This is a genomic window from uncultured Caldilinea sp. (assembly GCF_937128415.1).
GTDB lineage: Bacteria > Chloroflexota > Anaerolineae > Caldilineales > Caldilineaceae > Caldilinea.
Genome location: NZ_CAKZMJ010000082.1, coordinates 32,779 through 55,536, shown reverse-complemented (window position 1 = coordinate 55,536; position 22,758 = coordinate 32,779). Strand labels below are relative to the sequence as shown.

Genomic DNA, 22,758 nt, shown 5'->3' with positions numbered 1-22,758 from the left:
GCCGCGGCTCGTAGCCGCAGTTCTCGGCTCACGCGTAGCTGCGGCTCGTAGCCGCAGTTCCCGGGGCGTACCACGCCTTTCTAATGCATCAAAGAGCGGGGGAAGCCCGGCTTCCCCCGCTCTTTTTCAAACGAACCTTGTCAGATTGGCTGAACCTATCACCGCACGATCACGACGCCCGCCTCGGCGTTCACCGGCGCGCCTGGCCGATAGAGCAGCAACAGGCCGAACTCCGTATTGTTCGTGCGCGAACCCGTGTCCACGACCGTCAACACGTCGTTCTGGCGGAAGCCGATCTCGGTGAAGCCCACGCCGCCATTCTGGAAAACGCCCAGGTAACGTTCGCCCAGCGGTGCAATCGTGACGCCTTCGATCTTATCCGTCACTTCGCCCGTGAAGTAGATGTCTCGCGCGTAGGCGTTGATGTTCATCGGCTGGAAGAAGTTGCTTGCGTTCATGCCGATCTGTTCGCCGCAGAGCAAGAGCACCGTGTTGCCGCTGTTGGTGTAGTGATCGGTGAAGAAGAAGGCGTTCGCCGCGCCCGTGCGCAGGTTGGCCACCCAGGTGACGTTGCGACCGTCGGTCAGGTTGTTGAGCGTCAGGTCGCGGTTGAGCACCAGATAGTCGTCCTGTCCATCCTGGTTGGTGTCGAGGAAGATTTCGACGCTCAGCGGCGCATTGGCGTGCGTCTGGCGCTCCCAGGTGTTGACAGCGAAGGCCAGGATGAACGACGGATTGGCGCTGCAGAAGCCGGCCGGCACCGGATAGGTGGCGTAGCCGAGGTAGTGGAAGTCTGGCGCCGGGTTCTGCTCGCCGGGGCCGCCCCTGGGCAGATTGTAGTTGGCGCCGATCAGCGAGTAGCTTTCCACCGTCGCCGTCGCCACGCCGCGGTTGCGCACCTGCACATCGGCGCGCTTCAGGTTGCGCAGCGTGACGTCGGCGGCCTTGCGCGGCAACACCTGCCACGGGAGCTGGATGCGGTTGGCGCCGTCGGCTGTATCGGTCATGTAGATGTAGCCGTCGTACTCCATCACCGTCAGCGCATCGCCGCTGGCGCCGAGCGCACCGGAGTTGAGGTTCCAGTTGCGCAGCCTGGCGCCGTCGATCTCGATCTTGACCTCGAAGTATCCCCAGTCATTGGCGCGAACGTCGACCGTGCGCGGCACGCGGACGGTGACGGCGCCGTTGGCCGCGTCGTCGGCGAAGCGGAAGTCTGCAGAGACGCGCAGCTTCACGTTTTTGAGGCTGTAGTTGCGCACCGCCACCCACTTCGAGAGGCGCAGCTTGGTCTGGCTGACCTCATGGAAGGCGAAGGAGAGCGTGGGCGCGCCTGTCTCTGCGTCGTAGGCCACCAGCGGGCTGGTCAGCGCGCGGTCGACGCGCACTTCGCCGCCGCCGATGCGGGTGATCGGCGCCAGCGGGCCGCCGCCCAGAACCGGTCGGTTGCGAATATTCGTCTCCGCCGTGCCGACCAGCGCTGCCTTGATCTCGTAAATCGTGCGGTGCGGATAGGCCTGCATGAGCAGCGCCGCCGCGCCGGCGACCATCGGCGCTGCGCCGGAGGTGCCGCCGAAAGGCTCCACGCCTGTGCCGGTGCCGACCACCGCCGAGACCGAAGCGCCGGGCGCGCCGATCTCGGGCTTGATGATGTTGTCGCTCATCGCCGGCCCGCGCGAGGAGGAGCCGACCATGTGTCGCACCAGCGGAATGCCGAAGGTTGGGTCGAGGCGCACCACTACGCCTGCGGCCAGCCCGCTTTTGATGCGGTTGGCGTCCGCCTGGCTGATCATGAAGGCGGGAACGTCCGGGTTGCCGCCGCCGAAGCCGCCCTCGAAGGGTTCGCCCGGCGCCACCAGGCCGATGATGCCGGCGAGGCCGCCGCCCGCCGCGATGTTGCTGATTTTGATGCTGAATGCGCAGACGCCGCGATCGACGAGCACGACCCTGCCGGCCAGCGAACCGGCGGGGAAGGGATCGCAGCCGAGCAAATTGCCGCCGGCGCCGTTGCCGTATTGCAGCGGCGCTTCGATCACGGAGGTCAACGGCGCAGACCAGGGCTGGAAGACGGCCTGATAGCTGCCGGCAATGCTCGCCGGTTGCAGCACCTGCAGGAAGGGCAAGAAGCCCGACGGCACGCTGGTCTGTGCGACGGAGAGCGCGCTGGGCGCAGCCGCCGGCGTGCCGGTGACATACGGCTTATCTGCGGAGTTGCCCGCCGAAGCGACCGTGAGGACGCCGACCGCCGAGGCGTGCTCGACCGCCTGCGACAGATCGTCGTCGAAGGATTGACCGTAGAGCGCGCCGAGCGACATGTTGACGATGTCGACGCGATCGCTGGTGTCGCCGTCGCCGTTCGGGTCGAGGATGTAGTCCATCGCCTGGATTAACGCCACGCCGCTGCAGGCCGGCGAAATCGACGAGCAGACCTTGACGGCATACAGCGATGCACCCGGCGCCACGCCGACGCCGCCCTGGTCGCTGTTGTCGACGCTGAAGCCGGCCGTCAGAGTGCCGTCGCCGACCAGACCGAAGGCATAGGCGGTGTAGACGCGGCCGGCCGCCAATCGCACGCCCGGCAACGGCAGGACGACGGTGTTCGTGCCCGCCAGGCGCACCTCCAGGTTGTATGTGCCGGCGGGAACCGGCGTGTACGCGCCGACCTCGCCGAACGCCACGTTGGCGAAGATCACCGGGCCGCCCGCCACGGCGATGTCGACCGCCGGCGCATCCGGCGAGAGGTGGACGAAGCGCACATGCGCGTTGCCTGCAGCGGGCGCGCTGTTGTCATCGACCAGCACCAACGCGCCGATCGAGGCGAGCACGTCCTTGGCAATCACCGTGTACTCTTTACCGGCTTCGAGCGTCAAATTGGCTTCAATCACCACCGGGGCGGCGGCTCCGGCCGGCACAACCTTCACGTTGTAGTCGCCCGGCGGCAGCGTCGCATAGCCGGTGATCTCCTGGAAAGCGACGTCTGCGAAGGCCAGACCGTCGTTGACGAGCACGTCGACATTGGGCGCATCGGGCGAAGCGTGCACCACGCGCACGCGCGCCCGGCTTGGGTCCGGCATAGGCAGGCCGGCGATGATGTCGGCGACGTGCGTGCCGTGGCCGTCGAAGTCGATGGGGTCATCGTCCGGCGCAAGCGGGCCGTTCGGCCAAGCCTCGCCGACGAAGTCAAAGCCCTCCACCACCTTTTCTGTGGGGAAGAGGCCGTTGCGCTGCTTGTTGGCAGGGTCGTTGGGGCCGACGCCATAGGCGGCTCGATAGGCTTCCAGCGTCCCTGCGCCGCCTAATTTGGCGTGCGTGTAGTCGATGCCGCTGTCGAGCACCGCCACCTTGACGCCGGACCCGTCGTAGCCGAACGCCTTCTGGACAATGCCGGCGCCGATGTAGGGAACGGTCTCGCTCAAGTCGCGTTCGTAATTTTTGACCGGGCGCACCGCCACCACCGCCGGGTTTTTCGCCAGCTCTTTCAGGGCGTCGTAGGTCGTGTTGGCGAGCACAGCGTTGAGCGCCACGCGCGTCGTTCCCCACACCACGGCATTGGGATCGAGCTGTTGCAGCTCGGCCAGAACGCTCGCCTGTTGTTGATCGACCGCCGAAGCCTGCACCATTTGCTCGGCGGAGGAGACGGCGGCGCCCCGCACGACGGCGGCCGCAATCACTTCGCTGACCGAAGGCTGGCTCAAGCGGATGATGACATCCTGCGCGCCCTCGGTCGCCAGCGCCGGGCTGAGCTTGAGCTGGTTGAAATCGGGGATTTCGACCGGCGCGTCCAGTTTGGCGGCAGCCACCCAGGCGGGCAGAGGCCGCGCCGGCCGCGCGCTGGCCGTCACTCCGCCGACGCTCTCTGCGTCCACCTCAACGACGGTGACCGGAGGAGACAAATCCTCATCTTCATCGCTGGCCTGCGCCCCTCCAGAGCCTGACACTGCAGGCAGATAGACGCGGTTCGAGAAAAGATTATCGGGCGCGTCCGGCGTCTGATCTTGAGCAAACGCGGGGGTGACCATGCTCAACACCAGCGCCGACACAAGCAGCAGGTTGAGAATCGTCCTTCTCATTGTGACTCCTTTTTCTAGATTGTAATCGTGATGAAGCGCTGCGATCTAGACGTCGCCCATTTGGAGATAGGCGCGTATCCACTCCGGAGCATCTTGCTCGCCGAGTCGACAATTAATATGTACAATAACAGTCGATCTACGCGTTGTAAATACTCTTTTGCTTACAATTTTTCATCTTCCTCAGAATTTTTTTATGCAAACATGTGTAAGTTTTTGTGCAAGCAATGGAATCGAACAGCTTCTGCGCTGCGGCTATGCATGGGCGTGCGAGCGACTCTATCATGAGCTGGCATGGCAATATGATTGGGTCAGCTGGCTGGTCAGCTTGGGCCGCTGGGACGCCTGGCGCAGAGTGGCGCTCGGGGAGATCGAAGCTCGCAAAAGGCCCATCGATCTTCCCATGTTGGAGATCGGTTTTGGCACGGGTGATCTGCTGCTTACGGCGCAGCGGCTGGGGTTGGCCATGATTGGCCTCGAGTTTTCGTCGCAGATGCACGCCGTTGCGAGCGCCAAGGCGTTGAAGGAGAAGCTCGAGGCGCCGCGTGTGCAGGCGACGGCAGAGGCCATGCCCTTCGCCGATGGATGTTTCGGCGCGCTGCTCGCCACTTTTCCTGCGCCCTTTCTGCTGAAGGCGACGACGTTGGGCGAGTGTGCTCGCGTCCTAAACGCAGAGGGACTGTTTGTCGTGGTCGGCCTTTGGGTGACGCCGCTTCTTGCCGGGCGGCGGATCAACCTGCCGCTGCTTTATGCGACGCCGTCTCCGTCGCTGCTGGCTTCTTGGACGGAGGCCTTTGCGTCGGCGGGCTTTGTCGTTGATATTCAGGGGAAAGCAGCGGCAAACGCCGAAGTTGGCGTTCTTGTGGCAAGAAAGAAGGCGAACAATTCAGGAAAAATTTGACCTGCTCTGTTGCGTTTGCTATACTGAAAGTGTCGATGACCTCTTGGGCCAGTAGCTCAGTTGGGAGAGCGCTACAATCGCACTGTAGAGGTCAGGGGTTCAAGTCCCCTCTGGTCCACACAGCCGATAATGTGCTTCCGATTTTTTGAAATTGGAGGCAAAAGGCTTATAATAAAAGAGTAGTGCAAGGGCCTATAGCTCAGTTGGGAGAGCGCTACAATGGCATTGTAGAGGTCAAGGGTTCAAGTCCCTTTAGGTCCACACGACGACCCTTCCCGGGCGGAAGGGTCATTTTATTTGCGAAGACTTATTTGCAAAGACGGAAGCCAAAAAGCGAAAGCCTCGGATCTTGCTCCATTGCGTCATCGTCATTCAGAAAGGATGCGCCCTTGACCGTCACCCGAGCACTCGATCAACTTCGTCCTGTGAAGATGGAGCTGGACTATGTGATCTATCCTGAAGGATCGGTGTTGATCAGCATGGGCAACACGCGCGTGCTCTGCAACGCCACCGTCGAGGAGACGGTGCCGCGTTGGATGGCGAACAATCGTCAGAAGCAGGGGTGGGTGACGGCGGAGTACGCCATGCTGCCGCGCGCGACCGAACAGCGCAACCAACGCGAGATTCAGTATCCCAAAGGACGCACCCAAGAGATTCAACGGATGATTGCGCGCAGCCTGCGCGCTGCGGTTGACCTTAACAAGCTGGGAGAGCGGCAGATCGTGGTGGATTGCGACGTGATCCAGGCGGACGGAGGCACGCGCACCGCTGCGATCACGGGCGGCTATGTGGCGCTGGCGCTGGCGATCAAACGGCTGGAAAAGCGGAAAGTGATTGCGCCGGGCGCGCTGGTGCAGGCGGTGGCGGCCGTAAGCGTCGGCATCATCAACGGCAAAGCCGTTCTCGATCTCAACTATTCGATGGACCAGAAGGCGGACGTTGACATGAATGTGGTCATGACCTCCGACGGTCGCTTCGTCGAGATTCAGGGCACGGCGGAAGGCGAGCCCTTCAGCCGCGGTGCGCTCAACGCCATGCTTCTGCTCGCCGAACACGGCATTCGGCAGTTGTTCGCCATCCAGGCCGAAGCGCTGGCGCAGGCGAAGATTTAAGCGGATCCCAGCCCAAGGGCGGAACACCGGTTGGGGCGCGGCTTGTTCCCGCCGTAACGGGAAAAGCCACCGCTGGCAACCTGTAGCCCGCCGCCCCCTGCGAACTGGCGCCGAATTTCGGCGGCGCATGTGCGCAGGGGGGATGCACTTATGGCTTCTTCAATGACTCTCCAGCACATGTTTCGGCTGAGCCGACAACGTCTCCGGCCCATAACGCCGCGCGATGAGCACGAAGGCCAGAATGACCGCCGCCGTCACGACTGTCGAGACCGCCGCCTCACCGCCGGCCACGACCGCATTGTACGAGCCATGCCACAAGGCGGTCGCCAGCACGCTGCCGCCGGTGCTGTTGTAAAGCCAGGTCAGCACCATTGCGCCGGCCACGATGCCGATCCCGAAGGCCAGCACAGAAAAGGGGGAGAGCTCGTAGTTGCAGAAGAAAGCCGGCGCGTGCTAGCCTGCCCACAGGAGTCCCAGGATGAGCGAAGCGTCGCGCGCGTTGTAACGAGCCTGCAAGCGCGGCAAGGCAAAGCCGCGCCAGCCGGTCTCCTCGCCCAGGCCGAAAGTGAGAATCCACACCAGCCAGCCGGCCAGCCAGCCTAATTCAGGCAATTCCGCCACCTGGCCGAAGCCGCTCGCCGCCGTCCAGGTTCCCGAGATCACGCGCATCACCAGAGCCACAACGCCAAAGACAGCCACCGGGCTGAACGCCGCCGCCAGCCATCCCCAGCCGATGCGCCAGCGCGTCAGGCGACCTATCAGCTCGCACACGCCCTTTCGCCCTGTCGTCCAGGCCGTAACGATGAAGGCGGCCAGGAAGGGGCCGTAGGCGCCGACCAGGTGCAGCCAGACAGGGACGCCGCTCAGTACGCCCTGCCCTTGTAAAGCCAGCGGCAAGAAGGCGCACCAGCTCAGCAGATAGGCCAGGAGAAAGTACACGACTGTGGGTCGGGACATGCTCACCTCAAACGAACCAGAGGGTTGGGAACAGCACAACCACAGCCACCAGCAGGATGGCCGTGCGTCTCGGCAGGCCGCTCTTGCGGCCGGTGGTGGTGAGAATCATGAACGTCCGACCCACCAACGGCCCAAAGCCCAATCGATAGAGCAGGATCGGCAAACGAAAGAGCGCGCGCAGCGCAGGGTGTGACGGATAGGGCAGGCGCTCCGGAAGCAGCGGCTGTGTGTTCTTATTCATCGATAGCTCCTTCCGACGAAGCTCTCTCCTACCTGCATTAAGTGCGCCGACGCAGATAGTTGCGCATCGACGGGCTTAAGGTCAACAGCAGGATCGCCAACCCTACGGCAAAGTAAAACGGCTGCAGCCAGACGCTCAAGCCGATCATCAGCACCTGAACAGTGATCCAAGTCATCAGCGCCAGCCCAAAAGCAGCCGAAGCGGCCCACGTCCAGTGCTGTTCTTTGAATGGGTTCAACCGCTGCGCCCAACTCCATTCTGGCAGGATGAGGAGACAGATCAGGACAAAGAATGCGCCCAGCCCCAGCACGATGCTCAAGAGCAGACCAGGGATCAGATAATTGGAGAAAGGTGTGCCCTCTAACCAAGTCACCGGCATTTGCATGCGTTCGCCACTGGGATCGATGACCAGCATGGCGCCGCTGGGCGTGGCCGAAATGCCCTGAAAAAAGAGCAGAAAAAATAGCAACCAAAAGCTTAGAGGACGTTTTGATCGTTTCGTCTGTGCGTTTGTCACTGGGAATGCTCTCTTGCTTCCTAAGCAGAATTGTTTTTGAGTCGCATCGGCTGCATCTTCCCATATGTCAGCGAGCGCCAGAGCCATTCCGCCGGGCCGTAGAGGAAACGGCTCATCCACCACTGGCTGAGCGGAATTTGCAACAGGTAAATCACAACGGTCAGAGCGATCCCCCAGGCTGCGCCGACCTTGCCGAAGAGGCCGAGGCCGTAGCTATAGAAGATCAACGTGCAGACGATCGACTGCAGCAGATAGTTGGACAGCGCCATCCGTCCCAGCGGCGCCAGCATCTGCAGTCGACTGCCCCAACTCGGACGCAGCGCCAACAGACAGATCGCCGAGACGTAGGCCAGCATGAGCAGCGGCGCGCCGACGCCCTGCGCTACGGTGGCGATCAGCAGTTCGGGCGTCACATCGTAGCGTGGAAGCTCCATAATCAGCGTGGCGTAGATGGCGTTTCCGGTCAACCCGATGACGCCGCCCCAGATCAGCAACCGGCGAAAGAGCGGACGATGCGCCTCCAGGTCGTTGAAGATGCGGCGTTTGGCGAAATACGCGCCGAGCAAAAACATGGCCAGAATGTTGAAGCCGAGGACGAAGAAGGAGCTCAGCCCCATGCTCATGTAGTCGTAGACGCGCTGGCCGGTGATTTCCCAAAAGCTGCCGGTTGCGTACACCTGCTCTGCGCGGGCGAGGTCGGCGCGGTAGCCGGCCTCCACAATGGCGAAGCTCTGTTCGATTGCCTGAGCCCCCTCAGGCGTCATGCGTCCCAAGGCAACTAAAACAGCGCCTGCAGCCATCAAGAGCCACGGAATAACAAGCAGAGCCACCACCCAAATCAGCAGCGTGCGCGGCTTCGCCTTGCGAAAGAGCAGCAGCGGAAAGCCCAACAGTGCGTAGATGATCAGAATATCGCCGGGCCAGATGAGAAAGGCGTGCACCACGCCGATCAGCAACAGGACGAGCAGGCGGCGCGCATAGAGAGGAACAAAGCGCCGCCCGCGGCTCTCGATGCGCTCCATTTGCAACACCATGCCCAGGCCGAAGAGCAGCGAAAACAGCGAGTAAAATTTCCCTTCCCCCAGAAAGTGGATCAGCCAGAGCGCGAAGCGGTCGTGCCAGGGAGTGTCCGGCGGCGTTGGAAAGAGGATCGACTGGAACGGATGGCTGAAGATGACCATATTGACCAGCAGAATGCCGAAGAGCGCAAAACCGCGCAGGATGTCGATGATTTGAATGCGTTCGACGGGGCGCACGGGCGCAACAGTAGGTTCGAGGGCTGAAACGGTGGTCATGTCTCCTCGCTTTCTCTGAAAATTTCAAAATATCGTCGCTTGATTACATCTTTGCAGCTATCCTCACCTCCTCTCTACGTCTCCGCAGCGCAACGGTCGCGAGGCAGACCTAAGCTGGGTGAGAACGCCAGACATCCTGCGACCGCCTGCGCGCAGAGGGGCGATGGGTCATCAGCAGCGCCGTCAACGACGTCACGAGCAGAGGCAGATGCATGACTCCCATCCAGATGCGATCTGGGTCGCTCCAGTGGCTCAGGTTGAACAATCCATACAGCAGTCCGTTGAACGCAGTCACCCGAAATGCAAACTCGTCCACGTGGGGATAGGCCAGGATCAAAAGGAACAGAAAGACCGGAGTGACGAAACAATAGGCGAGGCCATAGTCGGGCGAGGTCAGCAAGAGCAGAGGGTCAAAGTTGGGGACGATGCGCTTGCTTTCGATTGTCATAGGCGCCCAGAAGACGAGCAATGCGAAGGGCAAGAGCAGCCAACGCCAGCGCGGTGCGTCTCGGAAGGAAAGATGCAGACGGTTGCGCCAGGCCACCGACAGCCAGATCAGCCCCAACAGAATGGAGGCGACCAACGCCCCGATGTGCACGGCTAAACCGTATTCCTCCGTCACGCCATGGGTCTGCACCGCAGCCACCACCAGATAGTTGAGGCCAAAATATGCAGCTGCGAAGCGCCCTCCCAAGGTAGGGCGCCACGCCGCCAGCGCAATCACCGCCAGCGTGGCGATGTGAAAGACCCATCCCCACGATGCGTAAGGTTGGGTGGAGACCAGCAGAATGCTGGAGATGACCTCCCCGGTGTTGCGGGGATCGTAGGGCTGCTCGGTGAATAGAGGGAGAAAAGCAATGACGACCAGCAAAAAATAAACAAGCGGGTAAAACCACTTGCGCTGCGTCAGTGTTGGCATAGCTCCTCCTCATCGACCGGCCGGAGCGATCAGCGCCTGCGGCAAGGCTTCGACCAGCCTGCGATCATTTTCTCTGCCCTGTGTTGCGACGCGGATGTGAAACGGATCCATGCCGACCTTGTTGGAGCAGTCGCGCACGTACATGGCATGGTCAACCAGCAGGCGACGTTGAAGCTGGCGCGCCGTCATCCCGCTGTCGATGCGAAAACAGACGAAGTTGGCGCCGGTCGGATAGACTGTGATCCCTTCGACCTGCGACAGCGCAGCGTGGAGCCAGCGCACATCTTCGATCACGCGCAGCCGTGAGGCGTGATAGTCGGCGTCGGTGGCGGGCAGCAAACTCAGGAAGAACTCCGCCAGCGTATTCAGATTCCACGTCGGCAGCGACCTGCGCAAAACGTCGAGGATGCGCGAATTGGCGCTGTAGCAGTAGCCCAGGCGCAAGCCAGGAACGCCGCAGTGTTTGCTCATGCTGCGCACGATCACAAGGTTAGGATAACGCTCCGCCGCATGCAGGAGCGAGGGAATTTCTTCGCCCGCGAAGTCGATGAACGACTCGTCCACGATGACGAGCTCAAGCCAACGCGCCGCCTCCAGAAACGCCTGCATTGCGTCGAGCGCAAAGAGCTGTCCGGTCGGGTTGTGCGGATTGATCACCAGCGCCGCCTGCAAGGATTCTCTGCGCAGCCACTCCAAATAGGCGGTCAGGTCAAGTTGATAGTTGTCTGCGGCTTGAAGCGGATAGAGGCGACGACGCGTTGGCTCAATTTTGTCCAGGTATTCGCCAAACGTCGGAATCGGCACGCCGATGGAAGGGACCAGCCGGTGGCACAGCTCGGTGATCAGCTCGGTGGCGCCGTTGCCGATGATCAGGCGTTCGGCGTCTACATGCAGGACGGCGGCCAGATGACGGGCGCCGACCAATGGGTTGCTGGAGGGGTAGTGTTTGATCAAGCGCGGCAACGCCTGCGCCAGCGCCTCGATCATCGCCGGCGTCGGGTAGTAGGGATTGGCGATGAAGCAAAAGTCGATCACGCGCTGAGCGTTCTCGTAGCCCACCAGGTCGATCAGCGAAGGAGAATGCGTCGTCTGCTCGAAAAGCGATTCGTCAATTTGCAGCATGTTGAAACTTTTTCCCGTCGGACGATTGCACCTGATCCATCTCGCCCCCAACTCTAGCAAATTCGCTGATGTCATGATAACATTTTCCTATACTTTTTTTAACGATTGTTGAACGTTTGGGCGTTTGAATGAAAGCAACAGTTCGCTGACTTCGAGAACGGATCAAAATCATGAACGCAGAGACGACCGAAATCGAAGCGAAATTTCAAATCGCCGACGCCAATACATTTCATGCGTTGGTGAAACGCAACGGCGCCCTGCCTGGTTACCGTTTCGGCGAAATCACCTGTAAACAGGTGACCGACATTTATTTGGATACGCCCGATTACCGGCTGTTGCGCCTAGGCTATCAGTTGCGGGCGCGACGGGTCGATGACCGGTGGTTGGCGACGCTCAAGTCGCGCGAGGTCGGCGATGATGAGGGCATCCATCGCCGTCTGGAGATCGAAGAGCCGCTGGAGCGTGAGTCGCTGCCGCGCACAATCGACGAACTGCCTTCTTCGATCGTTGAGGCGCTGGCCGAAGTGGTGGATGAAGAGCGTCCGTTGACTGTGCTCTGCGTGCTCGAACAGACGCGCCAGATGCGGCCGGTGACGCCGGCGGCGGCCGGGAGGCGGCAGAAAGAAGACGCCGTGCTTGCGCTGCTCAGCCTGGACGAAGTGAGCATCCGTCAGGACGTCGAAGGCCCTGTGCTGGCGCGCACCTATGAAATGGAGGTTGAGCTGGCGCCTGGCGTCGAGGAGGCGGAGCTGCAAGTCTTCGCCGATCGACTGAGCGGCGCCTATCAGTTGACGCCGAGTCGAGAGAGCAAGCTGGAGCGCGCCCTGGTCATCCTCAGCCGCCATCCCGTCGATTCCCCGGAAAGCTGGCAGGGGCTGCGATCCGACATGCACATGGGGGAGGCGTGTCGGATCATCTGGCAGGAGCAGTTCATGAAATTGCTGCTCAATGAGGCGGGCGTCCGCGCCGGCGTGGACCCTGAATTCGTCCACGATGCGCGCGTGGCGATTCGCCGCGCGCGAGCGGCCGCGCACATGTACGAAAGCTACTTTAAGCCGAAGGCGATCCGCTCCCACCTCAAGAATTTGCGCCATACGGCGCGGCTCCTGGGCGCTGTGCGGGATTTGGATGTCGCCATTGAGAAGCTCGAAAAATATCGACAAAAGGCGAAAAAGAAAAATCAGGCGGACCTCCTGGCTACGCTCGAACAGTGGCGTGGTCAGCGCGCCGACGCCCGTCGCGCGCTGCTCGAATGGCTGGACAGCCCCAAATACAGTGAATTTATTGTGGAATTCTTGCATTTTTGTCGCACGCCGGGGCTTGGGCTGGCCGACATGCAGCCGCAGCCTGGGCAGGAGGTGACGCCGTTTCAGGTGCGTCACGTGGCGCCGATGATGCTGGTCGCCAACTTCGAGCGCGTGCGCGCCTATGAGGTTTGGTTTGAGCAGCCTGAACCGGTTCCGGTTGAAACATTGCACCGCCTGCGCATCGAATGCAAATATTTGCGCTACAACCTGGAATTTATGTCCGGCCTGCTCGGCTCGGAGAGCGCCGCCATCATTGCGCTGCTGCGTAAATTGCAGGATGACCTGGGCGACCTCAACGACGCGGCTGTCAGTATGCAGCTTCTGAACAACAATTCTCAAAACGGCGACGCCCCCACCGTCACCCGCTATCAACGCGCCCAGCAAAAGCAGATCGAAAAACTGCGCAAACATTTGAGCGAAGATTTCGCCAATTTCGTCGCTGCAGAGAACCGCAGGCGCCTTTTCTCGGCCATCGCGCGGCTTTAATCGCCATTCCAAACTTCTCCACATCATTTGTTAACAAAACGATCACCCTGCGTTAATGCGCAGGGTGCCGTTTTTTACATGGATCGGTTTCACTGTTGTGCGAAAAGATTTGTTTCCCATTTTGAAACAAAAAAAGGAGCGCAATCGATGAAACGGCTCATTCTCTCGACGCTGGCGGCCCTGTTGACGCTCGCCGGCTGTACGACCGTGCAGCCCGTCGGCGCGCCGATGGACGCTGCAGGGCAATCCGCCGTCGATGCGGCCACTTCCGGCGAGATCACCGTCTACACAGCGCTGGAAGACGACCAGATCAGCGTTTACCTTCCTGCCTTCAACGAACGCTATCCCAATATCAAGGTGAACATCGTCCGCGATTCAACGGGCATCATCACGGCCCGTCTGCTCGCCGAAAAGGACAATCCGCAGGCCGATGTGGTGTGGGGGCTGGCCGCCACCAGCCTGCTCGTCGCCGATCAACAGGGCATGTTGGAGCCGTATGCGCCGGCCGGCCTGGAGCGCATCCGCCCGGAATTCCGCGACCCGGCCGATCCGCCGCACTGGGTGGGCATCGACACTTGGTTCTCGGCTTTCTGCGTCAACACGGTTGAGCTGGAGGCCAGAGGGCTGCCCATTCCGACCTCCTGGGCTGACCTGATCAAGCCGGAATACAAGGGACTGATCGCCATGCCCAACCCGGCCTCGTCGGGCACCGGCTTCCTCTCCGTCTCCGCCATCTTGCAGATGATGGGCGAAGAAGAAGGTTGGGCGTACCTCGACAAGCTGCACGAGAACATGGCCGTCTACACGCACTCCGGCTCCAAACCGTGCCGGATGGCGGGCGCCGGCGAGGTGGCGATCGGGATTTCATTCGACTACCGCGCCATCAAGCAGAAAGCGTCGGGCGAGCCGATTGAGCCGGTCTTCCCGGCGGAAGGCTCTGGCTGGGAGATCGAGGCGAACGCGCTGATCAAGAAGGACAACATCTTGCCCGCCGCCAAAACCTTCCTTGACTGGGCCATCAGCGACGAGGCGATGCGGCTCTACGCCAACAGTTTCCCCATCACCGCCGCAGTCACCGACGTGCCGATTCCGGAGGGCTATCCTGAGGACCCGATCGCACAGCTGGTCAAGAATGACTTTGTGACCATGGCGATGGAGCGCGAGCGCATCCTGGCGCAATGGGCGGAGCGCTACGACGGCAAGTCCGAGCCGCGCTGAACCGGGCGAAGCTTCGCCGCACATCCCCGTCGTCACTCTGAGGAGCTGGGGAGCAGCTGTGAAAATAGCGACTTTCCAGGAAGCAGGATGAAATTTCACAAATGGTTCTGGCAACCGGGAGGCGCAGCGACGCGTTGCGCCTCCTTGAGTCTTTCAAGCCCGTGTGATGCATCGGGAATATGCGCCTGATGCTGCATCGGGCGTCATGAGGCTCTTTCATAGGTTGTGCGCCGGAACCCGCAGCTGCGAGCCGCAGCTATCATTGCCAGATGATTTTTGTTAAAAATCATGAGGCTTCCTGGAAGATGAGCCAACTGCATAACGTCTTGGGTTGTGTGCTAACCCTTTCATCCTGACAGGATTCTATGGGCGATCCGTCCCCCTATCTTCAACTCCAACATATTCACAAACGCTTTGGCAAAACGGTGGCGCTCGAGGATGTCTCGCTCGACGTGCGGGCGGGCGAATTTCTCTTTTTGCTGGGGCCGAGCGGCTGCGGCAAGACCACGCTGCTGCGCATCATCGCCGGGCTGGAGGAGCCGACCTCCGGCCGCATCGTGCAGGCCGGCCGCGATGTCACGCGGCTGCCCGCCTCGCGCCGCGATTTTGGCATCGTCTTTCAGTCCTATGCGCTCTTTCCCAACCTGACTGTGGCGGACAACATCGCCTACGGGCTGAAAAACCAGAAGCTGCCCAAAGCGCAGATTGCGGCGCGCGTTGAGGAATTGCTCCGCCTTGTCGGGCTGCAAGGACTTGACCGTCGTTATCCTGCGCAGCTTTCCGGCGGGCAACAACAGCGCGTGGCGCTGGCGCGGGCGTTGGCGCTGTCGCCCGGGCTACTGCTGCTCGACGAGCCGCTTTCGGCGCTCGATGCGCGCGTGCGCGCCAATTTGCGCGGGGAGATCACGGCGCTGCAGCGGCGGCTCGGCGTCACGGCGATCATGGTCTCCCACGATCAGGAGGAGGCGCTGACGATGGCCGACCGCATCGTCGTCATGGACCACGGGCGCATCGTCCAGGTCGGCGCGCCGTTGGAGATCTATCAACATCCCGCCACGCCTTTCGTCGCCGATTTTGTGGGGCAAATGAACTTTCTGCCCGGCCTGGTCAGCAGCGAGGGCGTCGGCGTCTTCCGCACCGGCCCGTTTGCGCTGCGCGTGCAGGGATGGCAGAACCATCTGCCGCCGGGCAGCGAAGTGATGCTGGCCGTGCGACCCGAAGAGCTGCGCATCGAGCGCGAGCACGTCGGCCTGAGCAACGTGCTGGTGACGGAGGTGCGCTCGGTGGAGTTCATGGGGCCGCACTATCGCCTGCTGTTGCACTATCGACACCACGTCGACGAACAACGACCCGTCAGCCTGGTCGTCCATCTGCCCAGACACGCCACCGTGCAGCATGATCTGCGCGTCGGCGCAACCCTGCCCGTCCACGCCCCCGCCGATGCGCTGCGCGTCTTCCGCCTGCCGTCAGGAGGCTCCTCATGACGATGCGAACCGCAGAAGAGCGGGCGTTGCTTCTGCCCCACGGTCGGGTGCGTCCGGTGGTCACGGCGGAGGAGTGGCTGCGTCGTCTCCTGTTGCTCCTTGTCGTTGGCTTCCTGTTGGTCGGCGTTTTGCTGCCGCTCGTTCCGCTGGTGGCGCGCAGCCTTTCCGATCCAGAGGGGCGTTTCGTGGGGCTGGCGAACTACGTGCGCTACTTCAGCAGCCCCGGCCTCGCCTCTTCGTTCGTCAACAGCCTGACGATCGCCACGGCGACGACGCTGCTGGCGGTCGGGCTGGCCTTTGGCTACGCCTGGGCGATCGCGCGCACCTGTATGCCAGGCAAGGGTCTTTTTCGCGCGATTGCGCTGTTGCCGCTCTTTGCGCCGCCGCTGGCGCTCGCCATCGGCCTGGTCTATCTCTTCGGCAACAAGGGGCTGGTGACGACCGGCTTTTTCGGTTTCTTCGAGCGCACGCTAGGGCTGCCGCTGGCCTACAACATCCATCTCTACGGCATGAACGGCATCATCCTCGGTGAGCTGCTTTACTGTTTTCCCCAGGCCTTTCTCATCCTCACGGTGGCTGCGTCGCTGGCGGACGCCCGCCTCTACGAGGCGAGCCTGGCGCTGAAGGCCTCGCCGCTGCGCACCTTCTGGGTGGTGACGATGCCGGGCATGCGCTACGGGTTGATCAGCGCCATCTTCGTCTGTTTCACGCTCGCCTTCACCGACTTCGGCGTGCCCAAGGTGGTCGGCGGCAATTTCAACGTGCTGGCGACCGACATCTACAAGCAGGTGATCGGCCAGCAGAACTTCGTGATGGGCGCCACGATCAGCATCCTGCTGCTGGCGCCGACCGTGATCGCCTTCGTCATCGACCGCATCGCCCAGCGGCGACAGATGGCGGTGCTCACCTCGCGTTCTGTGCCGCTGCGCCCGCGCCCTCATCGGCTCATCGATACGATTGCGTTGATTTATTGCTCGTTGATCGCCGCCGCCATTCTTATCGTCATCGGCGCGGTCGTCTACGCCTCCTTCGTCGACGTCTGGCCTTATCGGCTCGGCCTGACTTTGCGCCACTACGATTTTCGCCACGTCGGCGGCGGAGGGTGGGCCGCCTACACCAACAGCCTGTGGATGTCCTTCTATTCGGCGCTCTTCGGCGTGGTCATCATCTTCCTGGGCGCGTATATCATCGAAAAGAGCCGCACCTGGCCCCTTTTGCGCCACTTCGCCTACTTTCTCTCCATGATCTCGGTGGCGCTGCCCGGGCTGGTGATCGGCATCGCCTATATCTTCTTTTTCAACCCAAAGAGCTGGACGATTGCGGGCCTCGCCCTTCCCAATCCGTTCGCCTTTCTCTACGGGACGATGGCGATCCTGGTGCTGGCGAACATCGTCCATTTCTACACCGTCAGCTTTATGACCGCCACCACGGCCCTGAAACAGATCGATCCGGAGTTCGAGTCCGTCTCGGCTTCGATGCGCGTGCCGTTCTATCGCACGTTCGCCCGCATCACGCTGCCGCTTTCCCTGCCCGCCGTGGCGGAGATCGCCATGTATCTCTTCGTCAACTCGATGGTCACGGTCTCCGCCGTGATCTTTCTCTACTCGCCGCAGCTTCGGCTGGCCTCCGTGGCGATCGTCAACATGGACGAAGCGGGCGACACCGCCGCTGCGGCGGCGATGTCCGTGCTGATCATCGCCGCCTGCCTGATCGCACGGCTGGTGTATACTGTCGTTGTTCATCAACTCAATCGGCGCACACAGGCCTGGCGCCTGCCCTGAACAGGAATGCTCTATGACAATTTCATCCTGGAAAGACAAAGCGCTTTTCACCCCTGGCCCGCTCACCACCGGTCGCGCGGTGAAGCAGGCGATGCTGCGCGACCTCGGCTCGCGCGACCGGGAATTCATTGCGCTGGTCGCCGACGTGCGCAGACGGCTGGTGGCGCTGGCCGACGCAGACCCCGCCGTTTACACCGCCGTCCCGATGCAGGGCAGCGGCACCTTCGCTATCGAATCTGTGATCGGCTCGGCGATCCCGCCGGATGGACGACTTCTGGTTCTCGTCAACGGCGCCTATGGGGAGCGCATGGTGCAGATCGCCCGGCGTCTCTCCATCGAAGTGGTTGCGCTGCGCAGCGCCGAGAACGCGCCGGTCGACGTCGACGCCCTCGATGCCGCGCTGGCGCAAGACGACGCCATTACGCACGTGGCCGTCGTGCACTGCGAGACAACCACCGGCGTCATGAACCCGATCGACGCCGTCGGCGCCGTGACTGCGCGCTTCGGGCGCTCGCTGATCGTCGACGCCATGAGCAGCTTTGGCGCTTATCCCATCGATCTTGCCGGCTGGGGAATCGACTATCTCATCTCCTCCGCCAACAAGTGCATCGAGGGCGTTCCGGGCTTTGCTTTCGTGTTGGCGCGCATTGCGACGCTGCGGGCCGCCGAAGGCTATGCGCGCAGCGTCAGCCTCGACTTGCTGGCGCAGTATGAAGGGCTGGAGCGAGATGGCCAGTTTCGCTTTACGCCGCCTGTGCACGCCTTGCTCGCCTTTCATCAGGCGCTGCTCGAGCTGGAGGCGGAAGGCGGGGTCGCCGGTCGCGCCGCGCGCTATCGCCGCAACTACGAGCAAACGCTGCAGGGCATGACTGCGTTGGGTTTTCACCCTTATGTGCCGGAGCCCCATCGCAGCTATGTGATCACCTCCTTTTATTATCCTGACCATCCGAATTTCGACTTTCAACGCTTTTATCAACTGCTGAGCGAGCGCGGCTGTGTGATCTATCCGGGCAAATTGAGCCACGCCGACTGTTTCCGCATCGGCCACATCGGCCGGCTGGATGTGGCGGACGTGGAAAACCTGCTTTGCGCCGTGCGCGCAGCTCTGAAAGAAATGGAGATTCAGCTTTCATGACCTTTCGTTATCATCGTTCCTACATTGGAGGGGTGCAGGCCGTCATCCTCGACTGGGCGGGGACGACGGTTGATTTTGGCTCGTTTGCGCCGACGGCGGTCTTTGTGCGCCTTTTCGAGCGGCATGGCGTGGCGATCACGCCGGCGCATGCGCGCAGCGGCATGGGGCTGATGAAAAAGGATCATCTGCGCGCCATCTTACAACTTCCCGAGGTGCGCGCAGCCTGGGAGGCGGTCCACGGCGCGCCGGCCGGCGACGCCGACGTCGATCGCCTCTACGCTGATTTCGAGCCGCTCCAGATCGACGTCGTCGCCGACTACGCCCGACCGATTCCCGGTCTGCTCGAAACGGTGGCCTTCATCCGCTCTCGCGGGTGGAAGATCGGGACGACGACCGGCTACACGCGACCGATGATGGAGGCGTTAACGCAGGCGGCGCGCGCCTACGGCTATGAACCGGACGCCATCGTCACGCCCAGCGACGCGCCCGCCGGTCGCCCCTATCCATGGATGTGTTACAAACTGGCGATCGATCTGCAGGTCTACCCGATGGCGGCCATGGTCAAGGTTGGCGACACCCTTCCCGACGTCGAGGAAGGGCTGAACGCCGGCATGTGGACGGTGGGCGTCGCCCTCACCGGCAATATGGTGGGGCTGAGCGAGGCGGAGTTTGCGCAGCTGAGCGCCGAGGAGGTCGCAGCCTTGCGCCGCGAGGCTGGAGCGCGATTCTTGACAGCGGGCGCACACTATGTGATCGACAGCATCGCCGATTTGCCGCCGGTGTTGGAGCGGATCGACGCCAGGGTGCGCAATGGCGAGGAGCCGTAGGGAATTATCTGGGCTGCAAATCGATTCAACGCAAGGGCGCGAAGAAAAGAGGTAAAGCCTGGCGGCGCAAGCGAATGTTTACGTCATATACGGCAGAAGCGCCACCAGAACCTGCGCCAGCAAAATTTTGGTGATGGTCGCCATCGGGAAGGCCAGCGCATAACCGTGGTTGGGCAAATCGTTGCGCGCCTGCGCCAGGGCGGCTGCCTGCACCGCCGGCTGCGTGTGCACCGCCGACACGACGCCCGTCAGCACGCCGAAGGGCAACTTGAGCCAGCGATAGCCGATCCAGAGCGCAAGCAGCGGGGTTACAATTGAAACCACGGCGCCGGCCAGCAGAATCGTGAACCCGCCGGTCTGCGTCATGGTGGAGAGGAAGGTGTAGCCGGAGCGGATGCCGATGCCCGCCAGCAGCACGGTTAACCCCAGTTGACGGATCGTCAGGTTGGCGCTGTAAGGCATGCTCCACACGATTGGGCCGGTGCGGCGCAGCGCACTCAAAATCAACGCCACGAGCAGCGGACCGCCTGCCTCGCCCAGTTTGAACTGAAGGCCGCCCGGCAGTGAAATCGGGATCATACCGACCAGCAGCCCCAGCGCCAGCCCGAGGCCCAATGTCCCCAGGTTGATCTCGCTCAACTTTTTGTACGAATCGCCGAAATATTGGCTGATGGCGCGCATCTGATCGCGTGGGGCGACGAAGCGCACGCGGTCGCCCAGCTCCAGCACGAGATCGCCATGCGCCAGCAACTCGATGTCCCCGCGACGGACGCGCGTGACGATGGCGCCGAAGCGATGGGGCAGGTCGAGATCGGCCAGTTTACGGCCGACCAGGTCTGGGTTGGAGACGAAGACGCGACGGAAATCATAGGCGCTGCGGTCGACGTCGAGCTGCTCCGACGCCAGCTCCCCCAGTTCATGGACCACGCGGTCGACGTCTTCGGGTGCGCCGATCACGCTGATCAGATCGCCCTCGTGCAAGATGAGGTCATCGATGGCCAGCTCGACTTTGTCGCCGTGCTTGACGCGGCCAAACACGACGCGCCATCCCCGCTGGCGGCTCAATGCGCGCAAGGAGGCGCCGATGACGGCAGGGTTGGCGACCTGGGCGGTGCGGTTGTAAATCTCTTGTTCAATCGGAAACATATCGCGCACCTGCTCGGCGTCTTTTTTATAATCGATGCGCCAGACGCGTTGCATGAGCAGGATCGCCAGAATTGGGCCGATGACGCCGAGCGGATAGGCGACCGAATAGCCGACGACCGGCTCCGTGGCGACCGCAGGACCGGCGTCCCGAAGGGAACTGTGGGTGACAAAGTTGAGCACCTGCGCCAGCGCCGGCGTGTTGGTCAGCGCACCGGTGTAGATGCCGGCGGCGATGGTCGACTTGAGGCCGAGCGCGACCGCTTCCACCGCCACGATCGCTGCAGCAATCAACAAAACGGCGGCCACCATCATGTTGTCGCGCAGACCGCTGCGGGAGAACGAAGCGAAAAAGCCCGGCCCGCTCGCCAGGCCGATCGAATAGACGAAGAGCACTAGTCCCAACGAGACCAGCTCTGGGGGTAGGGAGATGCGCGCATCGAGGGCGCCAAAGGCCAAGCCGACGAAGAGCACCGCCGCAACGCCCAGGCCCGTATTCCCAACTCGAATTTCGCCGAGATAATATCCGATCGTGGAGACCAGAAAGAGAAGGAGCAGGGGATGCTCAACCAACCACTCAATGAAGACGTTCATAACGGCTTGACGCCATTTCTGTGAGTTCCCGAAGACGCCCTGTCATTCATTGCGCATGATCGGGATAGCGAGACGGATGACGACGCCCGGTGCATCCTCGCGGTTGCTGATGCGGCATTCTCCTCCGTGCTCCCAGAGAATCGACGCCACCAGCGGCAGTCCAAGTCCTATGCCCTGCACCTCGCCGGTGAAATAGCGTTCGCCCTGATAATAAGGGAGCCACACTCGATTGAGTTGATCGGGAGAAAGGTGAATGCCGTCGTCCTGCACTTTCAAATCGACCCTTTCGTTGCGCAAGGCGGCGGAAAGCGTCACGGTGGGTCGGTGCTGGGGATGGAACTTCTTGGCGTTTTCCAGCAGCTCGAAGAGAATCGACTCCATTTCGCGCGGGTCGAGCACGAGGCTGACGTCCTGCGGCGCCTCGATCTGAACCGTGACTTGCTCGAGCTCCAGGTGTTCCGCCACTTCCCTCGCCATTGCAGGCAAGTCGCCAAGGGAAAAGCGTTCGCCGATGCTCGCCGGCGTGGAAAGCGCCGTGGCGTACTGAATGACGTCGTTGACGGCGGCCGCCAGCCGTTGGGCGCCGTTGGCGGCCATTTCCACCAAATCGAGAATTTCGCCGCTGGAGATGTTGGCGTTGGCGTTCATGGTGAGCAGCTCCATGCTGCCCAGCATCATGTGCATGGGCGTGTTGAGCTTGTGCATCACCATGGTGTGGAAGGACCACATATCGCGCAGCCCCGTCTTCAACGCCGTGACGTCGCGCACGCGAACCAGACGACCGCTCTCCTGAACGTGAAACTGACCGAAGACGGTCACCTCCAGCCAGTTGACCGGCGAGGTGGACGTCTCCGGCGCAATCAGAAACAGATTGACATCGCTCTGGGCCGTCCCCGCTTGCGTCTCCTCCCATAAATTCGGCCAGCGCCTCCACAGCTCTTGCGGTTCGCGGTTGAATCGTTTGTCCACCAGCGCCAGAAACGAAGGCTGTGTGGCAAGCGTCTCTTCATCCAGATTCAGAAGCGTTTGCGCCCGAGGATTGGCGTAGCGAATCACATCGCCGTCCAGGATCAGATAACCTTCGTCTGCGTGCTCGATCATCCATTCAAACCGTTCGCGCTCCTCCATGAGACGTCGATAGCGGTTGAGGCGCGTAACGGTGCGCACGCGTGCGCGCAGCTCGCCGGAATCAAAGGGCTTGGACACGAAGTCATCGGCGCCGCTTTCAATGCCTTGCAAGCGCGAGGCGCGATCATCCAACGCCGTGACCATGATGACAGGGATATCTTTTAACTCTGGGTCCGCGCGCAGACGCCGACAGACTTCAAAGCCATCGATGCCCGGCATCATCACGTCGAGCAGGATCAGGTCTGGACGCAGCTGCGCCGCCATGGCCAGCGCCTGCAATCCATCGGTGGCGAAGTGAAGTTCATAGGCGTCGGAAAAGAGCAGCGCCTGAAGCGTTTCCCGGCCTGCCGGCGAATCATCGACCACCAGGATGAGACTTTTATTCGGAGCTCGACTGGATTGGCTGGTGTTTGCGTCTGTCATGGCTCGTTTCCTGCAATGTTGAGTTCGTTGTACGATTCTGCGCGCAATGTGCACCAAGCATGCATAGCGTTGAAACCCTGTGACCAAACATCGTGTATCATACT

18 protein-coding genes and 2 tRNA genes are annotated in these 22,758 nt (G+C 61.8%); 10 read left to right on the top strand and 10 right to left on the bottom strand.

Annotation, left to right across the window (positions count from 1 at the left end; genetic code table 11):
- Positions 1 to 158: 158 nt before the first annotated feature.
- Positions 159 to 4,067: a DUF4397 domain-containing protein gene (locus tag Q0367_RS15690; protein WP_298983393.1), complete on the bottom strand. Its 3,909-nt coding sequence runs from the start codon at positions 4,065 to 4,067 to the stop codon at positions 159 to 161.
- Positions 4,068 to 4,260: 193 nt separating this feature from the next.
- Here Q0367_RS15690 and Q0367_RS15685 point away from each other — a divergent pair, with 193 nt between their 5' ends.
- The 4 genes from Q0367_RS15685 to rph all read left to right on the top strand — a co-directional run bounded on the left by Q0367_RS15685 (position 4,261) and on the right by rph (position 6,077).
- Entirely contained in the window at positions 4,261 to 4,965 is a 705-nt protein-coding gene (locus Q0367_RS15685) for a class I SAM-dependent methyltransferase (protein ID WP_298983390.1), read from the top strand.
- Between the two features lie 45 nt (positions 4,966 to 5,010).
- Positions 5,011 to 5,083: transfer RNA gene (locus Q0367_RS15680), tRNA-Ala, on the top strand.
- Positions 5,084 to 5,153: 70 nt separating this feature from the next.
- A tRNA-Ala gene (locus tag Q0367_RS15675) sits at positions 5,154 to 5,226 on the top strand.
- 128 nt (positions 5,227 to 5,354) lie between these two features.
- Positions 5,355 to 6,077: a ribonuclease PH gene (rph, locus tag Q0367_RS15670; RefSeq protein WP_297638453.1), complete on the top strand. Its 723-nt coding sequence runs from the start codon at positions 5,355 to 5,357 to the stop codon at positions 6,075 to 6,077.
- Positions 6,078 to 6,236: 159 nt separating this feature from the next.
- Here the strand turns inward: rph and Q0367_RS15665 are convergent, their stop codons facing one another.
- From Q0367_RS15665 to Q0367_RS15635, 7 genes are all read right to left on the bottom strand, one after another.
- Entirely contained in the window at positions 6,237 to 6,461 is a 225-nt protein-coding gene (locus Q0367_RS15665) for a hypothetical protein (protein ID WP_298983387.1), read from the bottom strand.
- 69 nt (positions 6,462 to 6,530) lie between these two features.
- Positions 6,531 to 7,034, bottom strand: a complete 504-nt coding sequence (locus Q0367_RS15660) for a type II CAAX prenyl endopeptidase Rce1 family protein (protein ID WP_298983384.1) — start codon at positions 7,032 to 7,034, stop codon at positions 6,531 to 6,533.
- 7 nt (positions 7,035 to 7,041) lie between these two features.
- Positions 7,042 to 7,275: a hypothetical protein gene (locus Q0367_RS15655; protein ID WP_298983382.1), complete on the bottom strand. Its 234-nt coding sequence runs from the start codon at positions 7,273 to 7,275 to the stop codon at positions 7,042 to 7,044.
- 37 nt (positions 7,276 to 7,312) lie between these two features.
- Positions 7,313 to 7,744, bottom strand: a complete 432-nt coding sequence (locus Q0367_RS15650) for a hypothetical protein (protein ID WP_298983381.1) — start codon at positions 7,742 to 7,744, stop codon at positions 7,313 to 7,315.
- A gap of 68 nt (positions 7,745 to 7,812) precedes the next feature.
- The gene (locus tag Q0367_RS15645; protein WP_298983379.1) at positions 7,813 to 9,087 is read right to left on the bottom strand and encodes a DUF418 domain-containing protein; all 1,275 of its coding nucleotides are present in this window, start codon (positions 9,085 to 9,087) and stop codon (positions 7,813 to 7,815) included.
- A 109-nt stretch (positions 9,088 to 9,196) separates the two neighbouring features.
- Positions 9,197 to 10,006, bottom strand: coding sequence for a hypothetical protein (locus Q0367_RS15640; RefSeq protein ID WP_298983377.1), 810 nt, complete (start codon positions 10,004 to 10,006; stop codon positions 9,197 to 9,199).
- A 9-nt stretch (positions 10,007 to 10,015) separates the two neighbouring features.
- Positions 10,016 to 11,128: a histidinol-phosphate transaminase gene (locus Q0367_RS15635; RefSeq protein WP_298983373.1), complete on the bottom strand. Its 1,113-nt coding sequence runs from the start codon at positions 11,126 to 11,128 to the stop codon at positions 10,016 to 10,018.
- Positions 11,129 to 11,298: 170 nt separating this feature from the next.
- On the opposite strand from Q0367_RS15635, the gene Q0367_RS15630 reads away from it, so the two are divergent.
- From Q0367_RS15630 to phnX, 6 genes are all read left to right on the top strand, one after another.
- Positions 11,299 to 12,921 carry a CHAD domain-containing protein gene (locus Q0367_RS15630; protein ID WP_298983371.1) on the top strand — a complete coding sequence of 541 codons (1,623 nt, stop codon included), beginning with the start codon at positions 11,299 to 11,301 and terminating at the stop codon, positions 12,919 to 12,921.
- Positions 12,922 to 13,068: 147 nt separating this feature from the next.
- Positions 13,069 to 14,139, top strand: a complete 1,071-nt coding sequence (locus tag Q0367_RS15625) for a putative 2-aminoethylphosphonate ABC transporter substrate-binding protein (protein ID WP_298983368.1) — start codon at positions 13,069 to 13,071, stop codon at positions 14,137 to 14,139.
- Between the two features lie 365 nt (positions 14,140 to 14,504).
- Positions 14,505 to 15,623, top strand: coding sequence for a putative 2-aminoethylphosphonate ABC transporter ATP-binding protein (locus Q0367_RS15620; RefSeq protein ID WP_298983366.1), 1,119 nt, complete (start codon positions 14,505 to 14,507; stop codon positions 15,621 to 15,623).
- A complete protein-coding gene (locus tag Q0367_RS15615) occupies positions 15,620 to 17,404 on the top strand; it encodes a putative 2-aminoethylphosphonate ABC transporter permease subunit (protein WP_297638485.1) in 1,785 nt (594 codons plus the stop codon). The genes Q0367_RS15620 and Q0367_RS15615 overlap by 4 nt, the downstream gene beginning before the upstream one ends.
- Positions 17,405 to 17,417: 13 nt before the next feature.
- Positions 17,418 to 18,539: a 2-aminoethylphosphonate--pyruvate transaminase gene (locus Q0367_RS15610; RefSeq protein WP_298983364.1), complete on the top strand. Its 1,122-nt coding sequence runs from the start codon at positions 17,418 to 17,420 to the stop codon at positions 18,537 to 18,539.
- On the top strand, positions 18,536 to 19,366 hold the full coding sequence (gene phnX / locus Q0367_RS15605; protein WP_298983362.1) for a phosphonoacetaldehyde hydrolase: 831 nt from the start codon (positions 18,536 to 18,538) through the stop codon (positions 19,364 to 19,366). The genes Q0367_RS15610 and phnX overlap by 4 nt, the downstream gene beginning before the upstream one ends.
- 78 nt (positions 19,367 to 19,444) lie before the next feature.
- Here the strand turns inward: phnX and Q0367_RS15600 are convergent, their stop codons facing one another.
- Entirely contained in the window at positions 19,445 to 21,103 is a 1,659-nt protein-coding gene (locus Q0367_RS15600) for an aspartate:alanine exchanger family transporter (RefSeq protein ID WP_298983360.1), read from the bottom strand.
- A gap of 42 nt (positions 21,104 to 21,145) precedes the next feature.
- Positions 21,146 to 22,654, bottom strand: coding sequence for a response regulator (locus Q0367_RS15595; RefSeq protein ID WP_298983358.1), 1,509 nt, complete (start codon positions 22,652 to 22,654; stop codon positions 21,146 to 21,148).
- Positions 22,655 to 22,758: the final 104 nt, after the last annotated feature.

Excerpts from the sequence above, each read along its gene's own strand:
- Q0367_RS15690 (WP_298983393.1), bottom strand. The coding sequence starts at position 4,067 with ATGAGAAGGACGATTCTCAACCTGCTGCTTGTGTCGGCGCTGGTGTTG.
- Q0367_RS15685 (WP_298983390.1), top strand. The coding sequence starts at position 4,261 with ATGCAAACATGTGTAAGTTTTTGTGCAAGCAATGGAATCGAACAGCTT.
- Q0367_RS15660 (WP_298983384.1), bottom strand. The coding sequence starts at position 7,034 with ATGTCCCGACCCACAGTCGTGTACTTTCTCCTGGCCTATCTGCTGAGC.
- Q0367_RS15655 (WP_298983382.1), bottom strand. The coding sequence starts at position 7,275 with ATGAATAAGAACACACAGCCGCTGCTTCCGGAGCGCCTGCCCTATCCG.
- Q0367_RS15645 (WP_298983379.1), bottom strand. The coding sequence starts at position 9,087 with ATGACCACCGTTTCAGCCCTCGAACCTACTGTTGCGCCCGTGCGCCCC.
- Q0367_RS15640 (WP_298983377.1), bottom strand. The coding sequence starts at position 10,006 with ATGCCAACACTGACGCAGCGCAAGTGGTTTTACCCGCTTGTTTATTTT.
- Q0367_RS15635 (WP_298983373.1), bottom strand. The coding sequence starts at position 11,128 with ATGCTGCAAATTGACGAATCGCTTTTCGAGCAGACGACGCATTCTCCT.
- Q0367_RS15630 (WP_298983371.1), top strand. The coding sequence starts at position 11,299 with ATGAACGCAGAGACGACCGAAATCGAAGCGAAATTTCAAATCGCCGAC.
- Q0367_RS15625 (WP_298983368.1), top strand. The coding sequence starts at position 13,069 with ATGAAACGGCTCATTCTCTCGACGCTGGCGGCCCTGTTGACGCTCGCC.
- Q0367_RS15620 (WP_298983366.1), top strand. The coding sequence starts at position 14,505 with ATGGGCGATCCGTCCCCCTATCTTCAACTCCAACATATTCACAAACGC.
- Q0367_RS15615 (WP_297638485.1), top strand. The coding sequence starts at position 15,620 with ATGACGATGCGAACCGCAGAAGAGCGGGCGTTGCTTCTGCCCCACGGT.
- Q0367_RS15610 (WP_298983364.1), top strand. The coding sequence starts at position 17,418 with ATGACAATTTCATCCTGGAAAGACAAAGCGCTTTTCACCCCTGGCCCG.
- phnX (WP_298983362.1), top strand. The coding sequence starts at position 18,536 with ATGACCTTTCGTTATCATCGTTCCTACATTGGAGGGGTGCAGGCCGTC.
- Q0367_RS15600 (WP_298983360.1), bottom strand. The coding sequence starts at position 21,103 with ATGAACGTCTTCATTGAGTGGTTGGTTGAGCATCCCCTGCTCCTTCTC.
- Q0367_RS15595 (WP_298983358.1), bottom strand. The coding sequence starts at position 22,654 with ATGACAGACGCAAACACCAGCCAATCCAGTCGAGCTCCGAATAAAAGT.